Genomic DNA, 19,596 nt, shown 5'->3' with positions numbered 1-19,596 from the left:
TTACAGAAGAGAGCTTTTCTCACCTCACGGGCATCTGGGCGACTATCTATAAATTCTTGTAGTTCTGCGATGGCTACGCCCGCCGCAGGCATCGCAGGTTGTAGATGCTGATCTATCATTGTTTGTTCTTAGACAGATATATTCCTCCGTATTATCTCGTACACTTTTTCAGAAATCAAATATGATTCCTATAAATTAGCTATTGATTTCCATGCAGCGTTAGCCACTGGAAACACATTCAAAAAATTCGCCCGCCCTTTGGATGAAAAATTAATTGCACCCATCCGCCCTTTATTAGGTGATGCGAGTCATATTTTAATTTCTCCCGATGGGCAATTAACATTAATTCCCTTTGAAGCGTTGAAGGATGAGCAAGATAAATTTTTAATTGAGCGTTATGCTTTTTCTTACCTTACCAGTGGGCGAGATTTGTTACGTTTAAACTCAAATGTTAACAATGCCTCTGCGCCTGTGGTGTTGGCGGATGTTGATTACAACAACCAAACACAAATTGTAGCTGCTGCAAAAACATCTGGTGTACGCGGTGTGCAAAATCGTCGTTCTGGTGATTTGGCAAACTTGGAATTTGAAGCGTTAGCCAATACTAAAGAGGAAGCTGAAGCAATTAAAAAGGTTTTACCCAATGCCAAATTACTATTAGGTAAAGATGCGACAGAAACCGCAGTTAAACAATTACAAAGTCCGAGTATTTTACACTTGGCTACTCACGGTTTCTTCATTACCGATATCGAACAAAATCTCAATGCTTCATTAGAACTGGAATTAAAACCACGCCCAAAAAATATTCTACAAGTTGAAAATCCTTTGTTACGTTCTGGTTTGGCGTTGGCTGGATTTAACAAACGCAAGCAACCGACAAACAATAATGATGATGGCGTGTTGACGGCGTTGGAAGTGGCTGGTTTAGATTTGCGTTCTAATCAATTAGTGGTGTTGTCAGCCTGTGACACTGGTAAGGGTGATGTGAAAGTTGGTGATGGTGTGTATGGATTGCGCCGTGCTTTGGTTATTGCTGGTTCGCAATCTCAGGTTTTAAGTTTGTGGTTGGTGGATGATGTGGCGACGAAGGATTTAATGGTGAAGTATTACCAGAACTTGCAGACGGGTAAGGGGAGACATGAAGCTTTACGTTCTGCACAGCTAGATTTGCTCAATAGTCAAGAGTATCAACATCCGCAGTTTTGGGCGGCGTTTGTTCCTTCTGGTAATTGGACACCGTTGAATGATAAGTAGGAGGTTGAGATCCTCGACTTCTTGAAGAAGTCGGGGATCTTGTTTTTTGAAGAATAGTCTAAAATTATCAAGACTCAAAAACACAGACAAAAAGCGATCGCATCCGTCAAACCATCAAACTAGATTTGATATGTCAATCGAATATCCAGAATATTGGACGCACCGACAATGGATGAGTCGTGCTTTAGAAATAGCACAAGCCGCAGGAGATGCAGGTGAAGTTCCGGTGGGTGCAGTGATAATCGATGGCAGTGGACATTTGATTGCTGAAGGTGAAAATAGAAAAGAACGTGACCAAGATCCCACAGCCCATGCAGAAATTATTGCCATTAGAGCAGCGTCTCAAACCTTACAAAGCTGGCGGCTGCATGAATGTACCCTGTATGTAACTTTAGAACCTTGCCCTATGTGTGCAGGTGCGATCGTGCAATCGCGTTTAGGAATGGTTGTATACGGAGTGGACGATCCAAAAACTGGCGCAATTCGGACTGTTCTGAACATCCCCGATAGTGCAGCTTCTAATCATCGTCTGCAAGTCCTGGGAGGTATTCTAGAATCAGCTTGTCGTCAACATTTGCAAGCTTGGTTTGCGACTCGACGACTTCAACAAAAAACTACGGACAGAGGTAAAACTGTCCAATAACAGCTACACAATTTATAGAAGAGAATTTACGGTTAACTAATTACTATTTTGTTACCTTTTAACTGGGCAATTCGCAGCTACCGACATGATGAAATTTGACTTTTCCAAAGATACCCACGAACCAACACCAAGAACTAATTCAGCAAATCATCAGGTGGCTGATTCACCCTCACAAGTTTCTCCTTTGTTAGGGCCGATGGCGTATCTCTTGGGACGGCATCTAGTTTTACCTTTATTCTTTGGCAGAATTACCATTACTGGGCAACATAATATTCCCACAACAGGCCCGATTATCCTGGCTCCTACCCATCGAGCGCGTTGGGATGCGTTGCTTGTACCTTATGCTACTTCCTACATTACAGGTGCAGATTTACGCTTCATGGTGACTATCAGCGAATGCCAAGGGCTACAAGGTTGGTTTGTGCGTCGTTTAGGCGGGTTTCCTGTAGATCCTTTACACCCGACAATTTCTACCTTACGCCACGGAGTTTCGTTACTGCGGGAAGGAAAAACTTTAGTAATTTTTCCTGAAGGTGGCATTTTCCGCGATCGCCAGGTTCATGCTTTGAAGTCAGGAATTGCTCGTTTGTCTTTGAGTGCGGAAGTAAATCACCCAGGACTAGGAGTAAAAATCGTACCAATGAGTATCAATTACAGCCAACCTTATCCTAACTGGGGTACGGATGTGAGTATTAACATTGGCGATGCAATTAATGTTGCAGAATACACCAATGGCACGATCAAACAAAACGCTAAACGCCTGACAGATGATTTAGCGAAGGCGCTGCAACAGTTAAATCAGCAAGAATCCGAAGTTACTGATGGTCAGTGGTCAATGGTCAATAGTCAATAGTAAGTATGGAGTTAAAAGACAATAGGATGAAATTTCAGACTTCAGACTTCATACTTCATACTTCAGACTTCATACTTTATTTAATGACCAATGACTAATTCCCAAGTGTTTAATTTGCCTGTATCTTGCGGTGCAGAATCTATCAGCCACAATTGCCAACGCCCTTGACCTGAAAGAGAAAGTAGCTGCTTCAGGGCTGGATGCGATCGCACGTTATAAGTTATCTGTAAGTTAGTCCGTCGTCCTAAGGTGCGGTTTTGTAATAAAACTTGCTGATTATTCGGTGCTATTAAATAAATTTCTAAATCGCCTAAAAAATCGTGGGTGATATTCACACTGACTTGAATATCTTTAACTACAATAGACTGCGTAATTGCGATCGCACTTTTGACTCCCTGGCGATGATCATCGGGAATCGCTACTTGGTTGGTATTTCCCACCCGCAACTGTTGGCTTACAGGTGATGCAGCTTCTCGCAGTTGCTTGGCTGCTTGTACTGCTTTGGCTGCGTTGACTTTGCCATAACCAAACCACTGAGAATGACCATCACCGTTGTAAGTCCCTCCTTTTAAACCTAATTGGGGGTCGGCATTAGAATCAACAATCTTATCCGCCGTTTCTTGTAAGATGCGTTTAACTTGTTGAGCCGTCAAGTCTGGATTTGCTGACAAAACTAAAGCAGCTACCCCGGCAACCACGGGAGTAGCGCTGGAAGTCCCGCCAAAATTGCTAGTAAAATCACCTTTGTCGTAGCCTGCGGCTCCTAATTGGTCAGTAGTTAACACGCCTAAACCATTAAGATAAGAAGCGATCGCAGGTTGTGTAAACACATAACCTTTACCTGGAAAAGACATTCCAGGTGGCGCATTGTTGCTAGGCGCACACAAGGCAATACTATCTCCCCAATTACTGTAAGCAGCTTTCTTATTCAAGCTAGTAGAGGCAGCAACAGCAATCACATCAGGATGTACCGCAAAACCACTGAGCCATTCTGTTTTTCCTTGTAGAATTCTATCTGACCAATTCTGCTCAAAGACAGTACCGTTAATTGGGCGGTTAGCATTTCCGGCAGCAAATAAAACCACACAGCCCTTGCCATTGCGTCCTTTCGTTGCAGCACGGGTAATAACAGCCCGTTGACGCAACGACAGAGGGAAATAAACAGCTGAAGCTCCCCAACTGCAAGAAATTACACTAGCACCTTTTTCGATTGACCAGTTAAAAATTTGCTCAACAGATTCATCATCCAAATAACCAGTTGTACGGATGGGCATGAACGCGCAACCAGGAGCAACCCCCACAATTCCCGTGCCATTCTCTTCCGCAACGGCAACCCCTGCACAAGCTGTGCCGTGGCTAGTTTCTTTCGCATCAGGTAAAGGTAAAAAATCGTTTTGTTTTAAATCTTTGGGAGCAACAACTTTACCTGTACCTTGAAAATCTGGGTGATTCAAATCAAAAGAATCATCCACCACTGCCACAACTACAGAACGCGTACCGCGAGTGATATCCCAAGCTTTTTCAACAGAGATATGGGAACCTATTGCTAATTCGTTACCGCCATTATGATTCAGATACCACTGTTGTAGATAAAGTGTGTCACGGGGTTTGTAATGTGCCTCACTGTGTATGATGATGTTGGGTTCAGCTGCTACAACTTCTTTGAGTGCTTGCAGCTGGTTAGTAATTTTGATGGGGTTGTCTATTGCCTGTTTGCTAACTAAAAATACAAAAGTGTTGGGTAGGCCAAGAACAGGTTTATCTTGAATTAGACTGTATGTACTAGCTATAGTGTTGATTCTGGCAGTTTCTACCTCAGCAGCAAATTGAATGGTCAGTTGATCACCAAGGTAAACGAAAGTCTCAGGATTACCTTTGATAGTGTAAACATGACTAGCAAAAACCACATTTTTCGCAGCGCGTGCTTGAGCCATCGCCGCTTCTAGTTGGTTTGGTGCAACTTTGAATAACTCTAGTTGTGCTTGGGGAATACTTCGCTGCCAAATGCCCCAACTAACCTGAGATAATTGTTGGGGAGCAAAATCGGTAGCTGGACGGATGGTGAAACAGTCGGAAGCTTTTTCTAACACTAATTCTTCACCACCGCGTTGCAAAACAACTCCCAAATTGCTTGCTGGTACACCTGTGGTTGAAAAATCAGAGGAATTGATGCGATCGCTCATAGGAGATGATATTAATTAGTATGCACGGGCAATGGGAACTCTATTAAACCGATTTTCAGTCTAAAACAAAGAAACCAAGTATATAGCTGAGTTTTGTTCAAAACGAAAACAAAGTTAAGATATCCAAAGTTTCCTTTAGTATTTGTATATATTTGTCGCACCCGTTTAACCCATGAAAATAGCTGCAACTGCGCCTTTAATTGGCCTCAGTTCCTTATCAGTCATTGCAATCCTTGGTTTGCTATCACCTGTCAACGCTCAAGTGAACAAGTTACCTAGTATTTATAGCCAAGCACAGCCTATAGACCCAAACAATCCCAATAATCTCCGCCCTGCAACCCAAAATGATAGCGTTTTAAGCATTGAGGGAGGAGAGCGACTGATGAAAGAAGCAGAGGCAGCTGTTTCCTCCCAAAACTACACCATAGCTGCAAAAAAACTCCAAGAAGCACGCCAAGTTTATAATCAGCTATCTAATTTTTATCAAGAACTAAACGCCAGCTTTTCTGGAATTGACATTAGAGTTTCTGATTCCCAACGCCAAAAAGCTTTATTGACAGCCCAAAAGCGGGATGAAGCCACCTATCAGTTAGCACTGGTACATCGCGCCCAAAATCAGCCAGAATTAGCCGTACCATTACTAATTCAAATTGTTAAAAGTCAAAACCCCACAAGAGATTTAGGCAAGAAAGCCTATCAACAGCTATTTGAATTGGGTTTTGTCGATACTCCCTACCCCAGACAAGGCGGCTCAACTTCTCAAAAATAAATTTTGGTCATTTGTCAATGGTCATTTGTCAAAATTTCATAATTCATACTTCATACTTCGTACTTCTCCTATCTGTTAATAATAGAGAAGTAGGTTTTTTCAGGAATTGCGATGATTAGTCCGCAGCAGATTGAAGCAATGATCAAGGCGGAACTGCCAGATGCTCAGATTCAAGTACAAGACTTGACTGGTGGCGGTGACCATTATCAAGTAACAGTAGTTTCATCGCAGTTTGCAGGTAAAGGACTGGTACAACAACACCAGTTAGTCTATGCTGCGTTGCAGCAAGCTATGTCAACCGAAGCAATTCATGCCTTGGCAGTAAAAACACAGACTCCTGAATCTTGACAGACAACAGCCACTTCATAAATTTATTTATTAGTAGAAGTGCGATTGACTCCAGACTGTGGACTATTAACTCTTCACCAAAGGAAATACCATGACACCAGAACTCGAAACAAAAATTGATAACTTACTAAAGGAAAACAAAATTTTGGTTTTCATGAAGGGAACCAAACTAATGCCTCAATGTGGTTTTTCTAACAACGTTGTACAAATTCTCAACACTTTGGGTGTTCCCTTTGAGACTATTAATATCCTCGACGACCAAGAAATTCGCCAGGGAATTAAGGAATATTCTAACTGGCCAACAATTCCTCAAGTTTACATTGATGGCCAATTCGTTGGTGGTTCCGATATCCTGATTGAACTCTACCAAAAAGGCGAATTACAGCAAATGGTAGAAGTCGCACTAGCTTCATAAATTAACTAAGCAGTCATCTTAGATGCTGCTGAATACAAACTTACAGCCCCGATTTTAGGGGCTTTTTCATAAAAATACACGTCTCAAAGCCAAAAAATTCACTAATCAGCAGCTAGTGGGCGAATAGAAAACTTTCTGATTTTTATTTAAGAAATAAAAATGTATAATTAAACACCCCTCAGAAAAATTGGCAAAAATACAACAGGGCTGAGGGGATGTTTTGATCAATACAATCTCTCCAAAGTTTCCTACGAACACACGCTTGATCAATACAGATAATGTGTTATAATCATCTGCGTCAAGCTGCTGTTACTAACACATGACTAAACTACAGTCATTAGTAGTAATCGTGTTGTGGTTCAGGTTCTGGCTGTGTCATTGCAAAATTTGATCCATCGTACAAGTAACGGCTGGCTTCCTCCTCTAAACGATGAATCAGATATGGCTCAATGGCGTTGCTCTGACGAAGTGCGGCTAGATATCCATCCAAATACATCCGCATATCATCCATGCGATAACCGCGATTCCATAGCTCGACGAAGGCGTCGGTAATTCTTTGGTAATAGCGGATAGTTTGTGTGTCTTGGAGCATAACTGCTGTTTTAATCTCTTTGGAATGAGAATTTTAAATGATTCGCGCTGAAATGTGAAGTGCCACTTTCGCCTTGTTGGCGTTTTTAGCATATAACCTATGCCAATATGTTTATCGAGGTCAGCCCCTCCAGCAGCTACAGCGTAGTTAGATCCTATTCCAAAAAACTGGGTAAATGATTCTTTGATAATTTATTCTTAGATTTTTTTTTGGTCAACAGCCCATTTATTGGCTAAGGTGGACGCTTTACAAAGCTGAATCCGCTGGCGCAACAAGGCTGAACAATAGTTAAACTAATGGACAATTGGTTTAACATGAATTTCTCAACAAGCTATATCTTGCCAAGAAAAAGGTCTTTATTAAAAAGAACTTTTGATAAGTCTAACAAAAATTTAAGAATATTACTAACTAAGCTTTGGAAAAGGCATCAGTCAAAGATACTACGGCTATTTGTTTGCAGAAATGTAAAGCTATTTACGATTAGAAGTAACAAAGACTACAAAACCTTGAGCTTGAGCTTGTTACTTTGAAAGTCATCAACGCTAAGGGGTCTTACCGCCGTGGGTTCGGTTTGTATTGAAATCGTTGAGGGGAATCCCCATTTGAGGTCGTTGCTAGGTTGGCACTTGCAACAATTGGAATACAGGGTAAATCAAGCTGCCAGCATTTATCAAGCAAGGGAAGTGTTTTTAACCCATCAACCTACTCTAGTGATTCTAGATGCGGATTTGCCTGATGGAGATGGTATCGAGTTTTGCCGTTGGTTGCATCGTCAGCAGCAGCCTTTAATTTTGATGCTGTCTGCCCGTAGCAATGAAGCAGATGTTGTCGCAGGCTTGAAGGCTGGGGCGGATGATTACCTGAGCAAACCGTTTGGAATGCAAGAGTTTCTGGCTAGGATAGAGGCGTTAATTCGCCGTACACGCACGCCCACAGCACCAGCATATTTAGACTATGGCAGTTTGCAAATTGATTTAGTGCAACGCCGTGTCCGCTTCCAAGGGGAATTTATCGATTTAACCCCCCAGGAATTCAGTTTGTTGTATGTTTTGGCGCAAGCTGGGGGAGTACCTCTCTCTCGCTCAGAATTACTGCGTCGTGCTTGGCCAGATGCGATAGACAATCCGCGCACGATTGATACTCATGTGTTATCGCTACGAAAAAAAGTAGAACTTGATCCCCGCCAACCTAGTTTGATTCAAACTATTAGGAATGTGGGATACCGATTTAACATGGAAATTTTGAATGCTAATCTTCCACAATCACAAACAAAATTAGCAAAAGAACGGTTTAGTAATCAGCGCCCAACGCTAACTACTCAACGGTGATTTTATTAAACGAAAAGTGTGTAGGGGTGTTAAATCCATTCTTCTGCTGCTTGCACTTCTGCTTGAATCAAACTGGCTTGTAAACTAGCTAAGTCTACCTCAGAGTTTGATTTATCTGCTAACAACTGACCTTGGTGCAGGTGCAATATTCGTGTACAAAACATTTGAGACAAATCTAACTGGTGATTGACCATCAAAATTGTAGTTTGTTGGGTTTGAGCTAGTTGAATTAAGATTTGTATCAGATGAGAGGCTGTACCCCTATCCAAGGCAGATGTTGGCTCATCTAATAGTAGGATTTTAGGTTGGATGATTAAAGCACGAGCGATCGCTACTAGTTGTCTTTGTCCCGATGAAAGCTGTAACTCTGTTTTGCCTAACCAATCATCAGGAATTCGCAGTTGTTCCATCCAGTGACTGACTCGTTGCTGAATCGTCTGTTTGGGCAACATTCGCAAAACTAAAGGATATTCTAAGGCTTGCTGGACTGTCATCCCCAGTAGTTTTGACTCTTGCAATACCAGTGTCACCCTTTGGCGTAGTTGGATAGTAGGAATTTGGGAATATTCTTGATTTTCGAGATAGATTTTGCCGCTAGTGGGTTCGCTCAAGCGGTTTATTAGGCGTAGTAATGAGGTTTTTCCAGCACCAGTTACTCCGGCGATCGCAATTCTTTCACCAGGGAATACTTGGAAAGAAATATCCTGTAAAATGGGGTAGCCTTGGTGATTACTTTTCAATTTTGTAAATAGATTAACTTGCTCAACCCTGAGTTGGGCTTGTGACGTGAAATTATCCACAATTACAATTTTCCTTTATTCTCACGCAGAGGCGCGGAGAGTTTTTTTGCGTTTCTGCGTGAGGCTTTTGTTTAAGATGTCTCTATCACAATAATTCGTAATTAAATTTATAGTTTAATGAGGGATTGTAGCCCTTCTTTAATTACGAATTACGAACTAGTAATTATTAGTCAAGGCTGTAGTGATAGTCCAAGCATCGACTAACAGCAGTAGTAATGTAAATCCTAGCAAAATTGCATACATCCAAGGTTGGGCTAAGGGGCGAACATCTTTGGTGTCTATGCCTGTTTTGGCTTGCACAATATTGACTAAACGGGCAAATCCAGCCACTCTCATCGGTAATAGATAAGCTTTGCCATCTTTGCTGAGGAAATAATAAACTAGTCCCCCTTGTCCAGTAGAACGGGGTTTGATTTCTTTAACATCCGACCAAGGTAAAGTCCAACCTTGACGAAAGAAACGCGGAACCCAAACAGGGTAAGTTACTTGAATTTCTTGCTCATTGGTAATTACTCTTTCTGTCAACACTGCATAAAGTCCGACAAAGCCAATACTAATTCCTAGCCAGAGTAATGATGGTGGTGTTTGTGCGGCTGTTGCTTGGGCTAAAAATGGCAATGGTACTGTGAGTGCTAGATATAAACTCAACAGGGTAATCCGAATCAACGGAGATAGACGAAAAACGACAGTAGAGGTATTAGCTGAGTTTGCTGTCACGGTTCCATCACGATAGTTGCTTTCAGTTTTATCCTAACTGGAAGGACAATCTTCAGGCGACTCTATGGCAAATACTTCTGTACCACAGTCCAACCAGTTAGGGATACCCAAGCAAACCCGGCGAAGAGAATCATATTGACAGTAATGTGTAAAGTTTTAACCCAATGTCTTCTGGGGCTAATTTGAGTTGCACTAATAGCAGATAGTAATACTAAAAATACTACTACTAGCCCAGAAACTAAATGTGAAGATTGCCCCAAAGAACCAAAGTGGCCTAAAGTGCCGATAATCCCGATCGCCAGTAATAGTAAAACTAAACTCACCATACTAATGCCCATTGTAAGATGGAGCGATCGCACTCCCCCAGGAAACTCTAAAAAATTAGGCAAAGATTGAGAAGTTCTCGCTCGCCACATCCAAACACCAGTAATTGCTAACATCAAATACGCCAGTAGGGATAACCCCATCGACCAAGCAGCTATTTTCCACAACCAGAGAAAAGAAGGTAGGTGCATAAATAAAGTATGAAGTGTGAAGTCTGTAGACGTGCTTTGCGCGGCTTCCCGTACCCCTACGGGGAAGCAAGCTACGCGTAGCGTCTCCGTTAGGAGAAGAGTAGTATCAAATTTTAGCTTCTTGACCATTGACTCTTGACTTTTAACACAATAAAAAAGGCCGCTGAAATCAGCAACCTTAAATTTTATTGAAGAAATTTTTTATTTTAATCAAAGGATGCTAGAGCATCAGGGTTAAAGGTTTTGTTGTATCTCCGGTTTTGGTATTAATTGAATGGACTATTGGTTTTTTACTGATAGGGTCGAGAGTAACTGAGTCGGTATTAAACTCGACACTGCTTGGCTCGTGAATTGCCAGGCGATCGCACGGAATCGTATCTGATAAAATTGCACTTGCCATCATCCCCGTATGAATCTCCATGTGAGCTTCTAGTGGGGCTTCAAACACGAGGCGTTGCCCAGGAAACACAACCCTTTCAAAGTACCAGTTAGAAATGTTAGAGATGCGAGCTACCTGGATTTTGCTCGTGGCATTAACGTAGCAGCAGAGAATTTTCCCCGATTCCTCAGGTGGTAGAGAATCTAGTATTTGAGCCATAACTGCCGAGGAGCTTTACGCCAAACATTGTATATTACATCAGCCAAGACTAACATCGGCTGATCCCCAGTTGCTGTAACTCCGACTACCAACTGAAAATTTCTACGTTATTTCTATCTAAAGTTATGTTCAAATGATGAAAATTTTATAAAAGAAATTAATTTTTAGTAAATTATACATTGTTAAGGAAAATTTTTAATTATTTTCTTTGGTTACAAATTTGTTATGGCTATTAATTAACCATAAATCAGTTAGCTTGTATCCACTTTGGGATGAGTTATTGTTTTGTTCTATTCCCAAAGTAATAAAAAGAGATCATCGCTTAATGGATGAACTCAATGTTATGGTAAAGATATATGAACAATTTATTCATAAAGCAATCTATCCTGTGTGATGCCAAGCAAATTTAGCCATTTCTGCAATTTTCGCCGGAAAATCGTAAAAGCATAAAATTGCTCAACCGTCAAATTAGATTGCCATAGATTATAAGACTAACCAAAACTTAGATTACAAAACTGACTGTATCTCTGGCTTTTCCTTCCAGAATGGCAAGAAAGAGGTTAAAACACTAAATGATCGAAAATCGAATTCTCTATGTTCGCCTTCCATGTAACCCCATCTTTCCCATTGGGGTTGTTTACCTGTGCGATCATGTCTACAAGCTATTCCCTAAAATCGAACAGCGCATTTTCGATTTGGGAACAGTGCCACCTTTAGACTATGCTACGGCTTTAGATCGCTGTATTGATGAATTTAAACCCACATTACTAGTATTTTCTTGGCGGGATATTCAGATTTATGCTCCAGTGGGTGGACGTGGGGGGAACCCACTGCAAAATGCTTTTGAATTTTACTACGCCAAAAATCCCTTCATAAAATTACGCGGGGCATTGGGTGGATTACGAATCTTTATTGCCTACTATGTAGAGTTGTGGCGGAATCTGGGATTAATCAAACGCGGGTTAAACCGCGCCCAAAAATACAACACTGATGCGCGTGCAGTTGTGGGTGGTGGTGCAGTCAGCGTATTTTACGAACAGTTAGGTAAAAGCTTACCTTCAGGAACAATTATTTCTGTGGGAGAAGGCGAAACCTTACTAGAAAAATTCTTAAGTGGTAAAGAATTTCGTGATGAACGCTGTTATGTAGTCGGAGAAGGCAAACCACGCCAACGCTTGATTCATGAACAACCAACTCCGTTAGAAAAAAGTGCTTGTAACTACGACTATATCGAAAATGTCTGGCCAGAGTTTAACTATTATCTGCAAGACAAAGATTTTTATATAGGTGTTCAAACCAAGCGGGGTTGTCCGCATAACTGTTGCTACTGTGTTTACACTGTCGTTGAAGGTAAACAAGTACGGATAAATCCAGCAGCAGAAGTTGTGGCTGAAATGCGACAACTATATAATCGCGGTGTGCGTAACTTTTGGTTTACCGATGCTCAATTCATCCCCGCGCGGAGATTTATCAATGATGCCATAGAACTATTGCAGGCGATCGTTGATTCTGGAATGACAGACATCCATTGGGCAGCATACATCAGAGCCGACAACTTAACACCCGAATTATGCGATTTGATGGCAAAAACCGGGATGAACTATTTTGAAATCGGCATTACCAGCGGTTCTCAAGAACTTGTACGCAAAATGCGGATGGGTTACAATCTGCGGACTGTCTTGCAAAACTGCCGTGACTTAAAAGCAGCCGGGTTTAACGATTTAGTTTCCGTCAATTACTCCTTTAACGTCATCGATGAACGTCCCGAAACTATTCGCCAAACCATCGCCTACCACCGCGAATTAGAACGAATTTTTGGCGCAGATAAAGTCGAACCTGCCATCTTCTTTATTGGACTCCAACCCCATACTCATTTAGAAGAGTATGCTTTCCAAGAAGGTATCCTCAAACCGGGGTACGATCCTATGAGCTTGATGCCGTGGACAGCTAAAAAACTACTTTGGAATCCTGAACCTCTTGGTTCTTTCTTTGGTGAAGTCTGCTTGCAAGCTTGGCGACAAAATCCCAACGATTTCGGACGAGAAGTAATGAAAATCCTAGAAGAAAAGCTAGGTTGTGCTGACTTAGAAGCAGCACTATCTGCACCTATCGAGACGAAAGAAAAGCAACTATCAAGTATATCATAAAATACAGAGAGAAGTTAGAAACTAAAAAATTTCTTCCTTATATCTAACCTCTTTCCTCATTTCTCTCCCCTCTGCGGTTCACTTAACCAAACCCCATGTTAGAAGGTTCGATCTTACAACAACTGGAAACAGCCCATCGCCGTAGCAGCAGACCAATTCGATTTGGGGTGTATTACAAAAATACCCTAGTTTCTTTGTGTCATGCTCTAGAAGACCACATTCTTTCTGATGAAGGTAAGCCCCTGGTAATTACAGCTTTCCAAAGGGGTAAATGGTATCTGCTAGAAGCAGAAAGATACGCAGACATTGCCAGATGTAGCCGTGAAATTGTCATCATGGCATCATCAGACACAGGCTTTGTTGAACATCCCACCAGTCAATTACCTAATGTAGACTTAGTGTCATTAGAGCCAACCGACCCAGTAGCGCAGGAATGGCATTTGATTATTCTGTCACCAGAATACACTGCGATGGTGCTTTGTCAAGAACTATCAGAAGCTGATTATTATGGTGCAGGTGGATTACCAGCCTCAGATTTAGAGCGAAAATTCTATGGTTTATGGACATTTGAACCAGAGTTAGTCAGAGAAACAGTAGGATTAGCGATCGCTCATATTCAACAATACAACCCAGAACTAGCAAAAAAACTCACTACTCATCAACAAGCAATCCAATCTCGTCTCTTTACACCAGAAGACTTAAGTACAGTCGTCTCACGCGTAGTCGATTACCTCCAAACTGGGCAAGAAAACTTATCTATCCCCATAGCACCGCGTCAACAAGCCCTTGACCGTAACTTAGTTTCTAACGAAATCCAAGCATTTTTGCGGATGGCGCAGTTGATAGATTTAGCAGACATCAACAACCCAATGGCCGCTGGAGAAGTTGTAGCCCTTTCTGAAGTGATGGGACAGTTGTTAGAACTACCAGCTTGGCAAATCAAAAGATTGCGGCTGGCAGGTTTACTACACCGCATCGATCCGCTACAACAAGCTGAAAGCGTTCTGACTCCCGGAACATCCATCCGTTATCAAGAACAAGCCCCCAGTTGTCCATTAACTTGTCCCTTAGTACCAGGGGCGCAGGTGTTACGAACCATGCCCAGACTACGGGCGGTAGCCCAAATCATCACGCACCAAACCGAGTGGTGGGACGGTACAGGAGAACCCGCAGGATTAGCTGGAGATGAAATTCCCTTAGAATCGAGAATTTTGGCATTAGTCGCGGAATTTCAATGGCGAGTCAATCAAATTAAATCAGCTAATCAAAGTCGGGAAGAAATATTTGCTCAAGCTTTAGAAGAATGCCGACACCAACAATCAACCCGCTTTGACCCTAAACTAATAGATGCCCTAACTTTGTTAGTCATGGGTTTGCAACAAGGACTCGATTTACCCGTGATGACAACCAAAGCCAGCAACGGTATGTGGTTGCTTGATTCTCGGTGGGATAGTCACAGCAAGAGTAGTGAGGAGATTGGTAGTTACCTCAAATGAACATTGAAGCAATTAAAGCCGGAACCCTCAAACAACTCCCAGGGGTAAATTTAGAGGATGAGGAACTCTGTAAACTTGATTTAAGCCGCATTAATCTTGCTGGCGCTACCCTAGTTGGCACTAATTTTAGGGGTTCCAAACTCGAAGGTGGGCATTTAGAAGGAGCCAATTTGATGGGAGCAAACCTACAAGAAACTGACTTGCGGGCGAACCTCATGGGAGCCAATTTGATGCAAGCCGATTTAACCAGTGCTGACTTGCGTGGTAGCAATTTACGCGGCGCTAACTTAATGGGCGCAACTCTAAGTGATGTATCTTTAGCGGGTGCTTTTTTGAGTGGTGCGAATTTGATGAATGTTAACTTGCAAGGCGTTGACTTGCGGAGTGCTGACTTGCGCGGTGCGAACTTGAGTGGAGCAAATCTCAAAGGCGCAGACTTAAGCCGTGCTGACTTGCAAGGAACATTGTTAAGTGAGGCGAATTTAGAAGAAGTTGACTTGCGTGGTGCGAATCTTGCAGGGGCAAATTTGACAGGTGCTAACTTGCTGTGTGCAGAATTAGAAGGAGCAAATTTAAATGGTGTGAAGTTATATAAAGCATGTTTAGTGGGTACAGTAATTGAGACACGGGCGTAAATATTGCACAAAAAAAGCACTACCCTTGGCTATTGTTAAAATTTTTGCAGGTGAAGCAGGTAAAAATTTATCAGCCTAACTTTACCCAGTAGCAATCCCTATCAAAAAATCAAAGTATGACCGACGAAAGCTCATCAAACAACTCAGATGAAGAGGAGTTTGACCCGGTAACAGACTCAAGGGATTGGTCAGCAGCAGAAACAGAGTTAGCCTGTTTTGCGCTTGCTAGAAGCAAGGGTAAACGGTTGGTTAAAATCATCAAGACCAAAAAACCACCTATGCCGATTATTTGTATTTTTGAGGACTACCAAGAATGACACACGTCGCCGCACAAGTCTCAATTACCGCAATCATTCCCATGTTGACTGCTATCGGAAATCGACAATGGGAACAGTTCAAAGAACTAGAGGCAGATTTTGTATCTCAGTATGGAGTAGAGATATGGCAAGAAATTTTTAACTTCCGTCTCAAGCCAGCACTGGATAAAGATTCTGACAGATGGTTACTTATTCAGTGGTGTGGTGAAGGAATCATTTCAGTCAATAATGTGGTGTAGGTGCGATCGCATAAAGTTAATTATATCTATAGAAACAATTTAGTTATCAGAGGTGCGATCGCTGCAATTGGCCTCTCATCCACAACGCCGAAATACTCATTAAACATAACCCCATCACGCCCATTAAAGGATTTTGATATACTCCAGTTACCCAATCAGGCACTACACTTGTATATTGAACTAATCCGCCAACATTGATAATATAGAAGCCACCAACCAAACCACCATGCAAACCAATTGGTAAGCCTAAACGTCCTCTGCGCCAACGCTTTGCCCATACCTGCGTTAACCCCAAAACTACTAAAGCAGGGAACTGCGGCAGAGTTTGAATAATTGCTTCTAATGGCTTAATAAAATGCAACGCAGCAAATACAATAGCATCCGTCCATAGTGCCACACGCTGACTGTAATCACGTTGTAATTCATCAAGCAGCCAGCCGCGAAATAATAACTCCTCAGCAAACCCAACGCCTAAACCAACAACTAAACCTTCTAAAATTATTTTTAGTAAAAAAACTTTGGGCTGTTGCCATACCAGCCAGCCTAAAAGTCCTTCTATCCCAAAAAGTATCCAAATATTAGTTAACCCTATAGCCAAGCCACGCAACAAATCTACCCTATTATGTCGCGTAATGTCTAAGCCGTAATGCTGCAAAATTTGAGGTTGCTGATAGACATGTTTACCCCATAACTTCAGGAGAAAAATAAACTCTACATATAGCAGAACCATTGTCAAAATACTTACTAAGTTAGCATCACCCACTAGTAAGTAAATAGGCGTAGCTAAAGGTAACCATAGCGCCAACAGCACGAAAATAAGACAACCCAGCCGAACAGGAACAGGGAGTTTAGCTAAACGGACAAGGTTGTTTTTCATACTGAGTAAGGGAAAAAATTCGTAGTTCCAATTATTGGGTGTTTCTTCATGAATTACGAATTACGTTAGCGTAGCGGTAGCGAGTCCGCGAGCGTCATTACGAATTACGAATTAGTGACTATTCATCGGGTTCAATTGTGCTGGATAAACCATGACTTTTCAGTGTTTCACAGTAGAATTCAGCGTGTTCTTGGGCGCAGGTAATCACTAAAGCTAACCCGTTAGAGTGGGCTTCCATCATAATACTCACAGCCTGGGGTTGAGTGAGGCTGGGTACAGTGGTTAATAGCACCTGTACTACGTACTCCATAGAGTTGTAGTCGTCGTTATGGAGCAAAACGCGATACCGAGGGGCGAGCTTGCGGGATGTGGAACGCTTCTCAATGGTTTCGACTGACACAGTTCTTTGCTCTTTTATCGATGATTTACTACAACGGAATGCCTTTTTGGCGATCGCTTAACAGCTTAACAGTTATTTACTTATTTTATAACATTTAGTTCCAAACTCTCTCTTACCCAAAAGTTTGTTCTCAAGACTAGCGCATTCTCCCAATTAAAATGAAAAAAGCTGCAAAATCATCATTGCCACTGCCCTAGCTAAATGATTATGGATACACATCTAGAATTTCAACCAGGACAAATTGTGTCTTTAGAGCATGGTGACAAGAATTTGTACGCAGAAGTAATTGAAGTTGTAGTGTCTCGTCAGTTGTGTTGGGTGCGTCCTTTACTGCTGGCTAACCATACTCAAGAACCACCACTAATTACTGACTTACGAGACGCATCTGACTTGCTTTGGCCTATCCAATTATTTCGCCCTGCTTTAGACACAGAAGTAATTACCCTGCTGAGTCAGGTTTTCGTTAAAGAACCACAAGGCGAACCAGACTTGGCTGCTAAACAGCAACTCCATCAATTTATTCAGCAGATGTGGCAAGAGAATCATACCCAGTAAACTTAAGCTTGGGCGAATAAAATTCGCGGCTATACAAGCGAAGTCCGCCTTCTCGGACTTAGGGAAAATTAAGGATTAAACCCGCGCAGGCGGGTTTTGTCTGTGTAGACGCGGTTTCTAACCGCCCATTTCGTTGTATTAGGCATAGCAAATACCAGCATCTTTCATTCGCCCAATTGCTTCCTGCATTCGTTCCTCAGGAATAGTTAAAGCAATGCGGAAAAAGCCTTCTCCGGCTGCACCGTAACCGTTGCCTGGAGCCACCATAATGCCGCATTTGTCAAGCAGCAAATTTACAAATTCCGCAGAAGAATAGCCAGGAGGAACAGGAACCCAAACGTAAAGAGTAGCTTTTGGCGGCTGAATCGGCCAACCTAAAGATTGCAATCCTTTCACAATAATGTCGCGGCGATTTTGATAAACAGACATCACCGCTTGCAGTTCGGCTTCTGTGGTAGAGTAAGCTGCGATCGCGGCTTTTTGAATTGCTTTAAAAACTCCCGAATCAACGTTAGTTTTTACTTGTCTTAAACCTTGAATTCCCAAGGCATTACCAGCTACAAAACCAATCCGCCAGCCTGTCATATTGTAAGACTTGGACAAACTGTGGAACTCAATGGCTATATCTTTTGCTCCTGGAACTTGCAACACACTCGGTGGTTTGTAGCCATCGTACGCCATTTCTGAGTAAGCATGGTCATGACACAGCAAGACGTTGTACTGTTTGCAAAAATCCACTAATTCTGTAAAAAACTCCATTGTTGCTACCCCTCCAGTCGGATTATTTGGGTAGTTAATCCACAAGAGCTTTGCTTTTCGGGCAATTTCTTCAGGAATCGCACTCAAATCGGGTAAAAATTGGTTTTCTAGCTTTAGTGGCATTGTGAAAGGCTCACCATTAGCAAAAATTGTAGAAGTGCGATACACAGGATAACCAGGGTCTGGGATGAGTGTATAGTCTCCCGCCTCCACAAAGGCTAAAAAGGTATTATGTATTGCTTCCTTAGAACCGATAGATGCAACAACCTCTGTATCTGGGTTTAACCCCGTCACCCCAAACCGAAATTCCATCCACTTAGCCGCGGCTGCTCGAAATTCTTGCATCCCTTCGTAGGGAGGATAGTTGTGGTTGGTAGCGTCATCAATCGCCTCATGCATTACCTGAAGAATATGTGCAGGAGTCGGTTTATCTGGGTCGCCTACTGCCATATTAATGATGTCTACTCCCTGAGCCACGAGCTTGTCTCGTTTACGGTTAATTTCAGCAAAGAGGTAGGGAGGAATTTTTTCTAGGCGTTGAGCAAGATGCATGGCGACTTAACTACTAGTGCAAACATTAATGCTGATTAGCACAGTTTACGCCACACCAAGTCATTAAACAGTAAAGATCACAGAAAAATACTAGTCATCATCAATTTGGCCGTGACTGTGATTGTGTGAACACAAAATATCGTCTACGGTTCAAGGCTAAATCATGAAAACCGCTTCAGAAGCAGACGATACGAAGATTAATATCCCAGGCTTGGAACTAGTTGCACCCGACCAGCATCCATTTCTGCCATCAATAATTCCAGAGCTTCATAGTCCACATCCGAGATATAACCCATCTGTGTCAATTCACAATTAATTTCATTTTCTATCTCTGGAGTTAATTTTTTAATGTCAAGCGCCTTTTCTACCAGTTGGCGAATAGCGTACTTACTTGTTCTCATATTTATGTACCCATTTTAGGTAATACTAAATTATCAGAGATAGAGTTAAGTATAAATTGTGATCTAAATGCCTACACTTTAGTGATATAGATCACAATTAATTCGATAAATAATTTATCTTTAACTCTATCTTAACCTAGGCAAATGAGCTTATTGAATCTCATACTGAGCTTTAGCTAATTGAGCTTAAGTGCTTACAAACT

General features: G+C 42.0%; 23 protein-coding genes. 13 read left to right on the top strand and 10 right to left on the bottom strand.

Translation table 11 applies throughout. The features are described 5' to 3' along the window. Positions 1 to 138: 138 nt before the first annotated feature. From IQ259_RS13550 to IQ259_RS13540, 3 genes are all read left to right on the top strand, one after another. Entirely contained in the window at positions 139 to 1,254 is a 1,116-nt protein-coding gene (locus IQ259_RS13550) for a CHAT domain-containing protein (protein ID WP_339383888.1), read from the top strand. 130 nt (positions 1,255 to 1,384) lie between these two features. Beyond that, entirely contained in the window at positions 1,385 to 1,897 is a 513-nt protein-coding gene (gene tadA, locus IQ259_RS13545; protein WP_193885515.1) for a tRNA adenosine(34) deaminase TadA, read from the top strand. Positions 1,898 to 1,982: 85 nt separating this feature from the next. Beyond that, positions 1,983 to 2,750 (top strand): 1-acyl-sn-glycerol-3-phosphate acyltransferase, encoded by a 768-nt coding sequence (locus IQ259_RS13540; protein ID WP_193885507.1) that lies wholly within the window; start codon positions 1,983 to 1,985, stop codon positions 2,748 to 2,750. Positions 2,751 to 2,830: 80 nt separating this feature from the next. Here the strand turns inward: IQ259_RS13540 and IQ259_RS13535 are convergent, their stop codons facing one another. After that, on the bottom strand, positions 2,831 to 4,933 hold the full coding sequence (locus IQ259_RS13535) for a S8 family serine peptidase (RefSeq protein WP_193885505.1): 2,103 nt from the start codon (positions 4,931 to 4,933) through the stop codon (positions 2,831 to 2,833). Positions 4,934 to 5,105: 172 nt separating this feature from the next. Between IQ259_RS13535 and IQ259_RS13530 the strand changes: the two genes are divergently transcribed. The 3 genes from IQ259_RS13530 (at position 5,106) to grxD (ending at position 6,465) form a co-directional block, all read left to right on the top strand. Then, positions 5,106 to 5,702: a hypothetical protein gene (locus tag IQ259_RS13530; RefSeq protein ID WP_193885503.1), complete on the top strand. Its 597-nt coding sequence runs from the start codon at positions 5,106 to 5,108 to the stop codon at positions 5,700 to 5,702. Positions 5,703 to 5,813: 111 nt separating this feature from the next. After that, positions 5,814 to 6,050, top strand: a complete 237-nt coding sequence (locus IQ259_RS13525) for a BolA family protein (protein ID WP_193885501.1) — start codon at positions 5,814 to 5,816, stop codon at positions 6,048 to 6,050. Positions 6,051 to 6,141: 91 nt separating this feature from the next. Beyond that, positions 6,142 to 6,465: a Grx4 family monothiol glutaredoxin gene (gene grxD / locus IQ259_RS13520; protein ID WP_193885499.1), complete on the top strand. Its 324-nt coding sequence runs from the start codon at positions 6,142 to 6,144 to the stop codon at positions 6,463 to 6,465. A gap of 337 nt (positions 6,466 to 6,802) precedes the next feature. Here grxD and IQ259_RS13515 read toward each other — a convergent pair whose 3' ends face one another. Further along, positions 6,803 to 7,057, bottom strand: a complete 255-nt coding sequence (locus tag IQ259_RS13515) for a DUF6761 family protein (RefSeq protein ID WP_193885497.1) — start codon at positions 7,055 to 7,057, stop codon at positions 6,803 to 6,805. A gap of 560 nt (positions 7,058 to 7,617) precedes the next feature. On the opposite strand from IQ259_RS13515, the gene IQ259_RS13510 reads away from it, so the two are divergent. After that, on the top strand, positions 7,618 to 8,385 hold the full coding sequence (locus IQ259_RS13510) for a response regulator transcription factor (RefSeq protein WP_193885495.1): 768 nt from the start codon (positions 7,618 to 7,620) through the stop codon (positions 8,383 to 8,385). Positions 8,386 to 8,414: 29 nt separating this feature from the next. Here IQ259_RS13510 and IQ259_RS13505 read toward each other — a convergent pair whose 3' ends face one another. From IQ259_RS13505 to IQ259_RS13490, 4 genes are all read right to left on the bottom strand, one after another. After that, a complete protein-coding gene (locus tag IQ259_RS13505; protein ID WP_193885493.1) occupies positions 8,415 to 9,185 on the bottom strand; it encodes an ATP-binding cassette domain-containing protein in 771 nt (256 codons plus the stop codon). Positions 9,186 to 9,341: 156 nt separating this feature from the next. Then, on the bottom strand, positions 9,342 to 9,902 hold the full coding sequence (locus IQ259_RS13500) for a hypothetical protein (RefSeq protein ID WP_193885491.1): 561 nt from the start codon (positions 9,900 to 9,902) through the stop codon (positions 9,342 to 9,344). A 62-nt stretch (positions 9,903 to 9,964) separates the two neighbouring features. Further along, positions 9,965 to 10,417, bottom strand: a complete 453-nt coding sequence (locus tag IQ259_RS13495) for a DUF4079 domain-containing protein (RefSeq protein ID WP_193885513.1) — start codon at positions 10,415 to 10,417, stop codon at positions 9,965 to 9,967. Between the two features lie 220 nt (positions 10,418 to 10,637). Then, positions 10,638 to 11,015, bottom strand: coding sequence for a DUF1830 domain-containing protein (locus IQ259_RS13490; RefSeq protein WP_193885489.1), 378 nt, complete (start codon positions 11,013 to 11,015; stop codon positions 10,638 to 10,640). Between the two features lie 572 nt (positions 11,016 to 11,587). Between IQ259_RS13490 and IQ259_RS13485 the strand changes: the two genes are divergently transcribed. The 5 genes from IQ259_RS13485 (at position 11,588) to IQ259_RS13465 (ending at position 15,849) form a co-directional block, all read left to right on the top strand. After that, positions 11,588 to 13,162, top strand: coding sequence for a photosystem II high light acclimation radical SAM protein (locus IQ259_RS13485; protein ID WP_193885487.1), 1,575 nt, complete (start codon positions 11,588 to 11,590; stop codon positions 13,160 to 13,162). Positions 13,163 to 13,257: 95 nt separating this feature from the next. After that, positions 13,258 to 14,658, top strand: coding sequence for a DICT sensory domain-containing protein (locus IQ259_RS13480; RefSeq protein ID WP_193885485.1), 1,401 nt, complete (start codon positions 13,258 to 13,260; stop codon positions 14,656 to 14,658). After that, positions 14,655 to 15,293 carry a pentapeptide repeat-containing protein gene (locus IQ259_RS13475; RefSeq protein WP_193885483.1) on the top strand — a complete coding sequence of 213 codons (639 nt, stop codon included), beginning with the start codon at positions 14,655 to 14,657 and terminating at the stop codon, positions 15,291 to 15,293. The genes IQ259_RS13480 and IQ259_RS13475 overlap by 4 nt, the downstream gene beginning before the upstream one ends. Positions 15,294 to 15,409: 116 nt before the next feature. Next, a complete protein-coding gene (locus tag IQ259_RS13470) occupies positions 15,410 to 15,610 on the top strand; it encodes a hypothetical protein (protein ID WP_193885481.1) in 201 nt (66 codons plus the stop codon). Beyond that, positions 15,607 to 15,849 carry a hypothetical protein gene (locus tag IQ259_RS13465; RefSeq protein ID WP_193885479.1) on the top strand — a complete coding sequence of 81 codons (243 nt, stop codon included), beginning with the start codon at positions 15,607 to 15,609 and terminating at the stop codon, positions 15,847 to 15,849. Before IQ259_RS13470 ends, IQ259_RS13465 begins: the two co-directional genes overlap by 4 nt. Positions 15,850 to 15,895: 46 nt before the next feature. Here IQ259_RS13465 and IQ259_RS13460 read toward each other — a convergent pair whose 3' ends face one another. After that, positions 15,896 to 16,726: a CPBP family intramembrane glutamic endopeptidase gene (locus IQ259_RS13460; protein ID WP_193885477.1), complete on the bottom strand. Its 831-nt coding sequence runs from the start codon at positions 16,724 to 16,726 to the stop codon at positions 15,896 to 15,898. A gap of 118 nt (positions 16,727 to 16,844) precedes the next feature. After that, the gene (clpS, locus tag IQ259_RS13455) at positions 16,845 to 17,126 is read right to left on the bottom strand and encodes an ATP-dependent Clp protease adapter ClpS (protein WP_193885475.1); all 282 of its coding nucleotides are present in this window, start codon (positions 17,124 to 17,126) and stop codon (positions 16,845 to 16,847) included. Positions 17,127 to 17,333: 207 nt separating this feature from the next. Here clpS and IQ259_RS13450 point away from each other — a divergent pair, with 207 nt between their 5' ends. Next, positions 17,334 to 17,681: a hypothetical protein gene (locus IQ259_RS13450; protein WP_193885473.1), complete on the top strand. Its 348-nt coding sequence runs from the start codon at positions 17,334 to 17,336 to the stop codon at positions 17,679 to 17,681. 138 nt (positions 17,682 to 17,819) lie between these two features. Here the strand turns inward: IQ259_RS13450 and IQ259_RS13445 are convergent, their stop codons facing one another. Both IQ259_RS13445 and IQ259_RS13440 read right to left on the bottom strand, forming a co-directional pair. After that, entirely contained in the window at positions 17,820 to 18,992 is a 1,173-nt protein-coding gene (locus IQ259_RS13445) for an LL-diaminopimelate aminotransferase (RefSeq protein WP_193885471.1), read from the bottom strand. 197 nt (positions 18,993 to 19,189) lie between these two features. Continuing rightward, positions 19,190 to 19,393, bottom strand: coding sequence for a hypothetical protein (locus IQ259_RS13440; protein ID WP_193885469.1), 204 nt, complete (start codon positions 19,391 to 19,393; stop codon positions 19,190 to 19,192). Positions 19,394 to 19,596 lie beyond the last annotated feature (203 nt).

The sequence above is a fragment of the Fortiea sp. LEGE XX443 genome (assembly GCF_015206815.1).
Classification (GTDB): Bacteria; Cyanobacteriota; Cyanobacteriia; order Cyanobacteriales; family Nostocaceae; genus Nostoc_B.
Note: the sequence above shows the minus strand (reverse complement) of the source record. Positions and strands in the feature narration are given on the sequence as shown.

Bases quoted from the DNA above. Each gene is read 5' to 3' on its own strand.
- tadA (WP_193885515.1), top strand. From the start codon at position 1,385: ATGTCAATCGAATATCCAGAATATTGGACGCACCGACAATGGATGAGT.
- IQ259_RS13540 (WP_193885507.1), top strand. From the start codon at position 1,983: ATGATGAAATTTGACTTTTCCAAAGATACCCACGAACCAACACCAAGA.
- IQ259_RS13535 (WP_193885505.1), bottom strand. From the start codon at position 4,933: ATGAGCGATCGCATCAATTCCTCTGATTTTTCAACCACAGGTGTACCA.
- IQ259_RS13530 (WP_193885503.1), top strand. From the start codon at position 5,106: ATGAAAATAGCTGCAACTGCGCCTTTAATTGGCCTCAGTTCCTTATCA.
- IQ259_RS13525 (WP_193885501.1), top strand. From the start codon at position 5,814: ATGATTAGTCCGCAGCAGATTGAAGCAATGATCAAGGCGGAACTGCCA.
- grxD (WP_193885499.1), top strand. From the start codon at position 6,142: ATGACACCAGAACTCGAAACAAAAATTGATAACTTACTAAAGGAAAAC.
- IQ259_RS13515 (WP_193885497.1), bottom strand. From the start codon at position 7,057: ATGCTCCAAGACACACAAACTATCCGCTATTACCAAAGAATTACCGAC.
- IQ259_RS13495 (WP_193885513.1), bottom strand. From the start codon at position 10,417: ATGCACCTACCTTCTTTTCTCTGGTTGTGGAAAATAGCTGCTTGGTCG.
- IQ259_RS13490 (WP_193885489.1), bottom strand. From the start codon at position 11,015: ATGGCTCAAATACTAGATTCTCTACCACCTGAGGAATCGGGGAAAATT.
- IQ259_RS13485 (WP_193885487.1), top strand. From the start codon at position 11,588: ATGATCGAAAATCGAATTCTCTATGTTCGCCTTCCATGTAACCCCATC.
- IQ259_RS13480 (WP_193885485.1), top strand. From the start codon at position 13,258: ATGTTAGAAGGTTCGATCTTACAACAACTGGAAACAGCCCATCGCCGT.
- IQ259_RS13475 (WP_193885483.1), top strand. From the start codon at position 14,655: ATGAACATTGAAGCAATTAAAGCCGGAACCCTCAAACAACTCCCAGGG.
- IQ259_RS13470 (WP_193885481.1), top strand. From the start codon at position 15,410: ATGACCGACGAAAGCTCATCAAACAACTCAGATGAAGAGGAGTTTGAC.
- IQ259_RS13465 (WP_193885479.1), top strand. From the start codon at position 15,607: ATGACACACGTCGCCGCACAAGTCTCAATTACCGCAATCATTCCCATG.
- IQ259_RS13460 (WP_193885477.1), bottom strand. From the start codon at position 16,726: ATGAAAAACAACCTTGTCCGTTTAGCTAAACTCCCTGTTCCTGTTCGG.
- IQ259_RS13450 (WP_193885473.1), top strand. From the start codon at position 17,334: ATGGATACACATCTAGAATTTCAACCAGGACAAATTGTGTCTTTAGAG.
- IQ259_RS13445 (WP_193885471.1), bottom strand. From the start codon at position 18,992: ATGCATCTTGCTCAACGCCTAGAAAAAATTCCTCCCTACCTCTTTGCT.
- IQ259_RS13440 (WP_193885469.1), bottom strand. From the start codon at position 19,393: ATGAGAACAAGTAAGTACGCTATTCGCCAACTGGTAGAAAAGGCGCTT.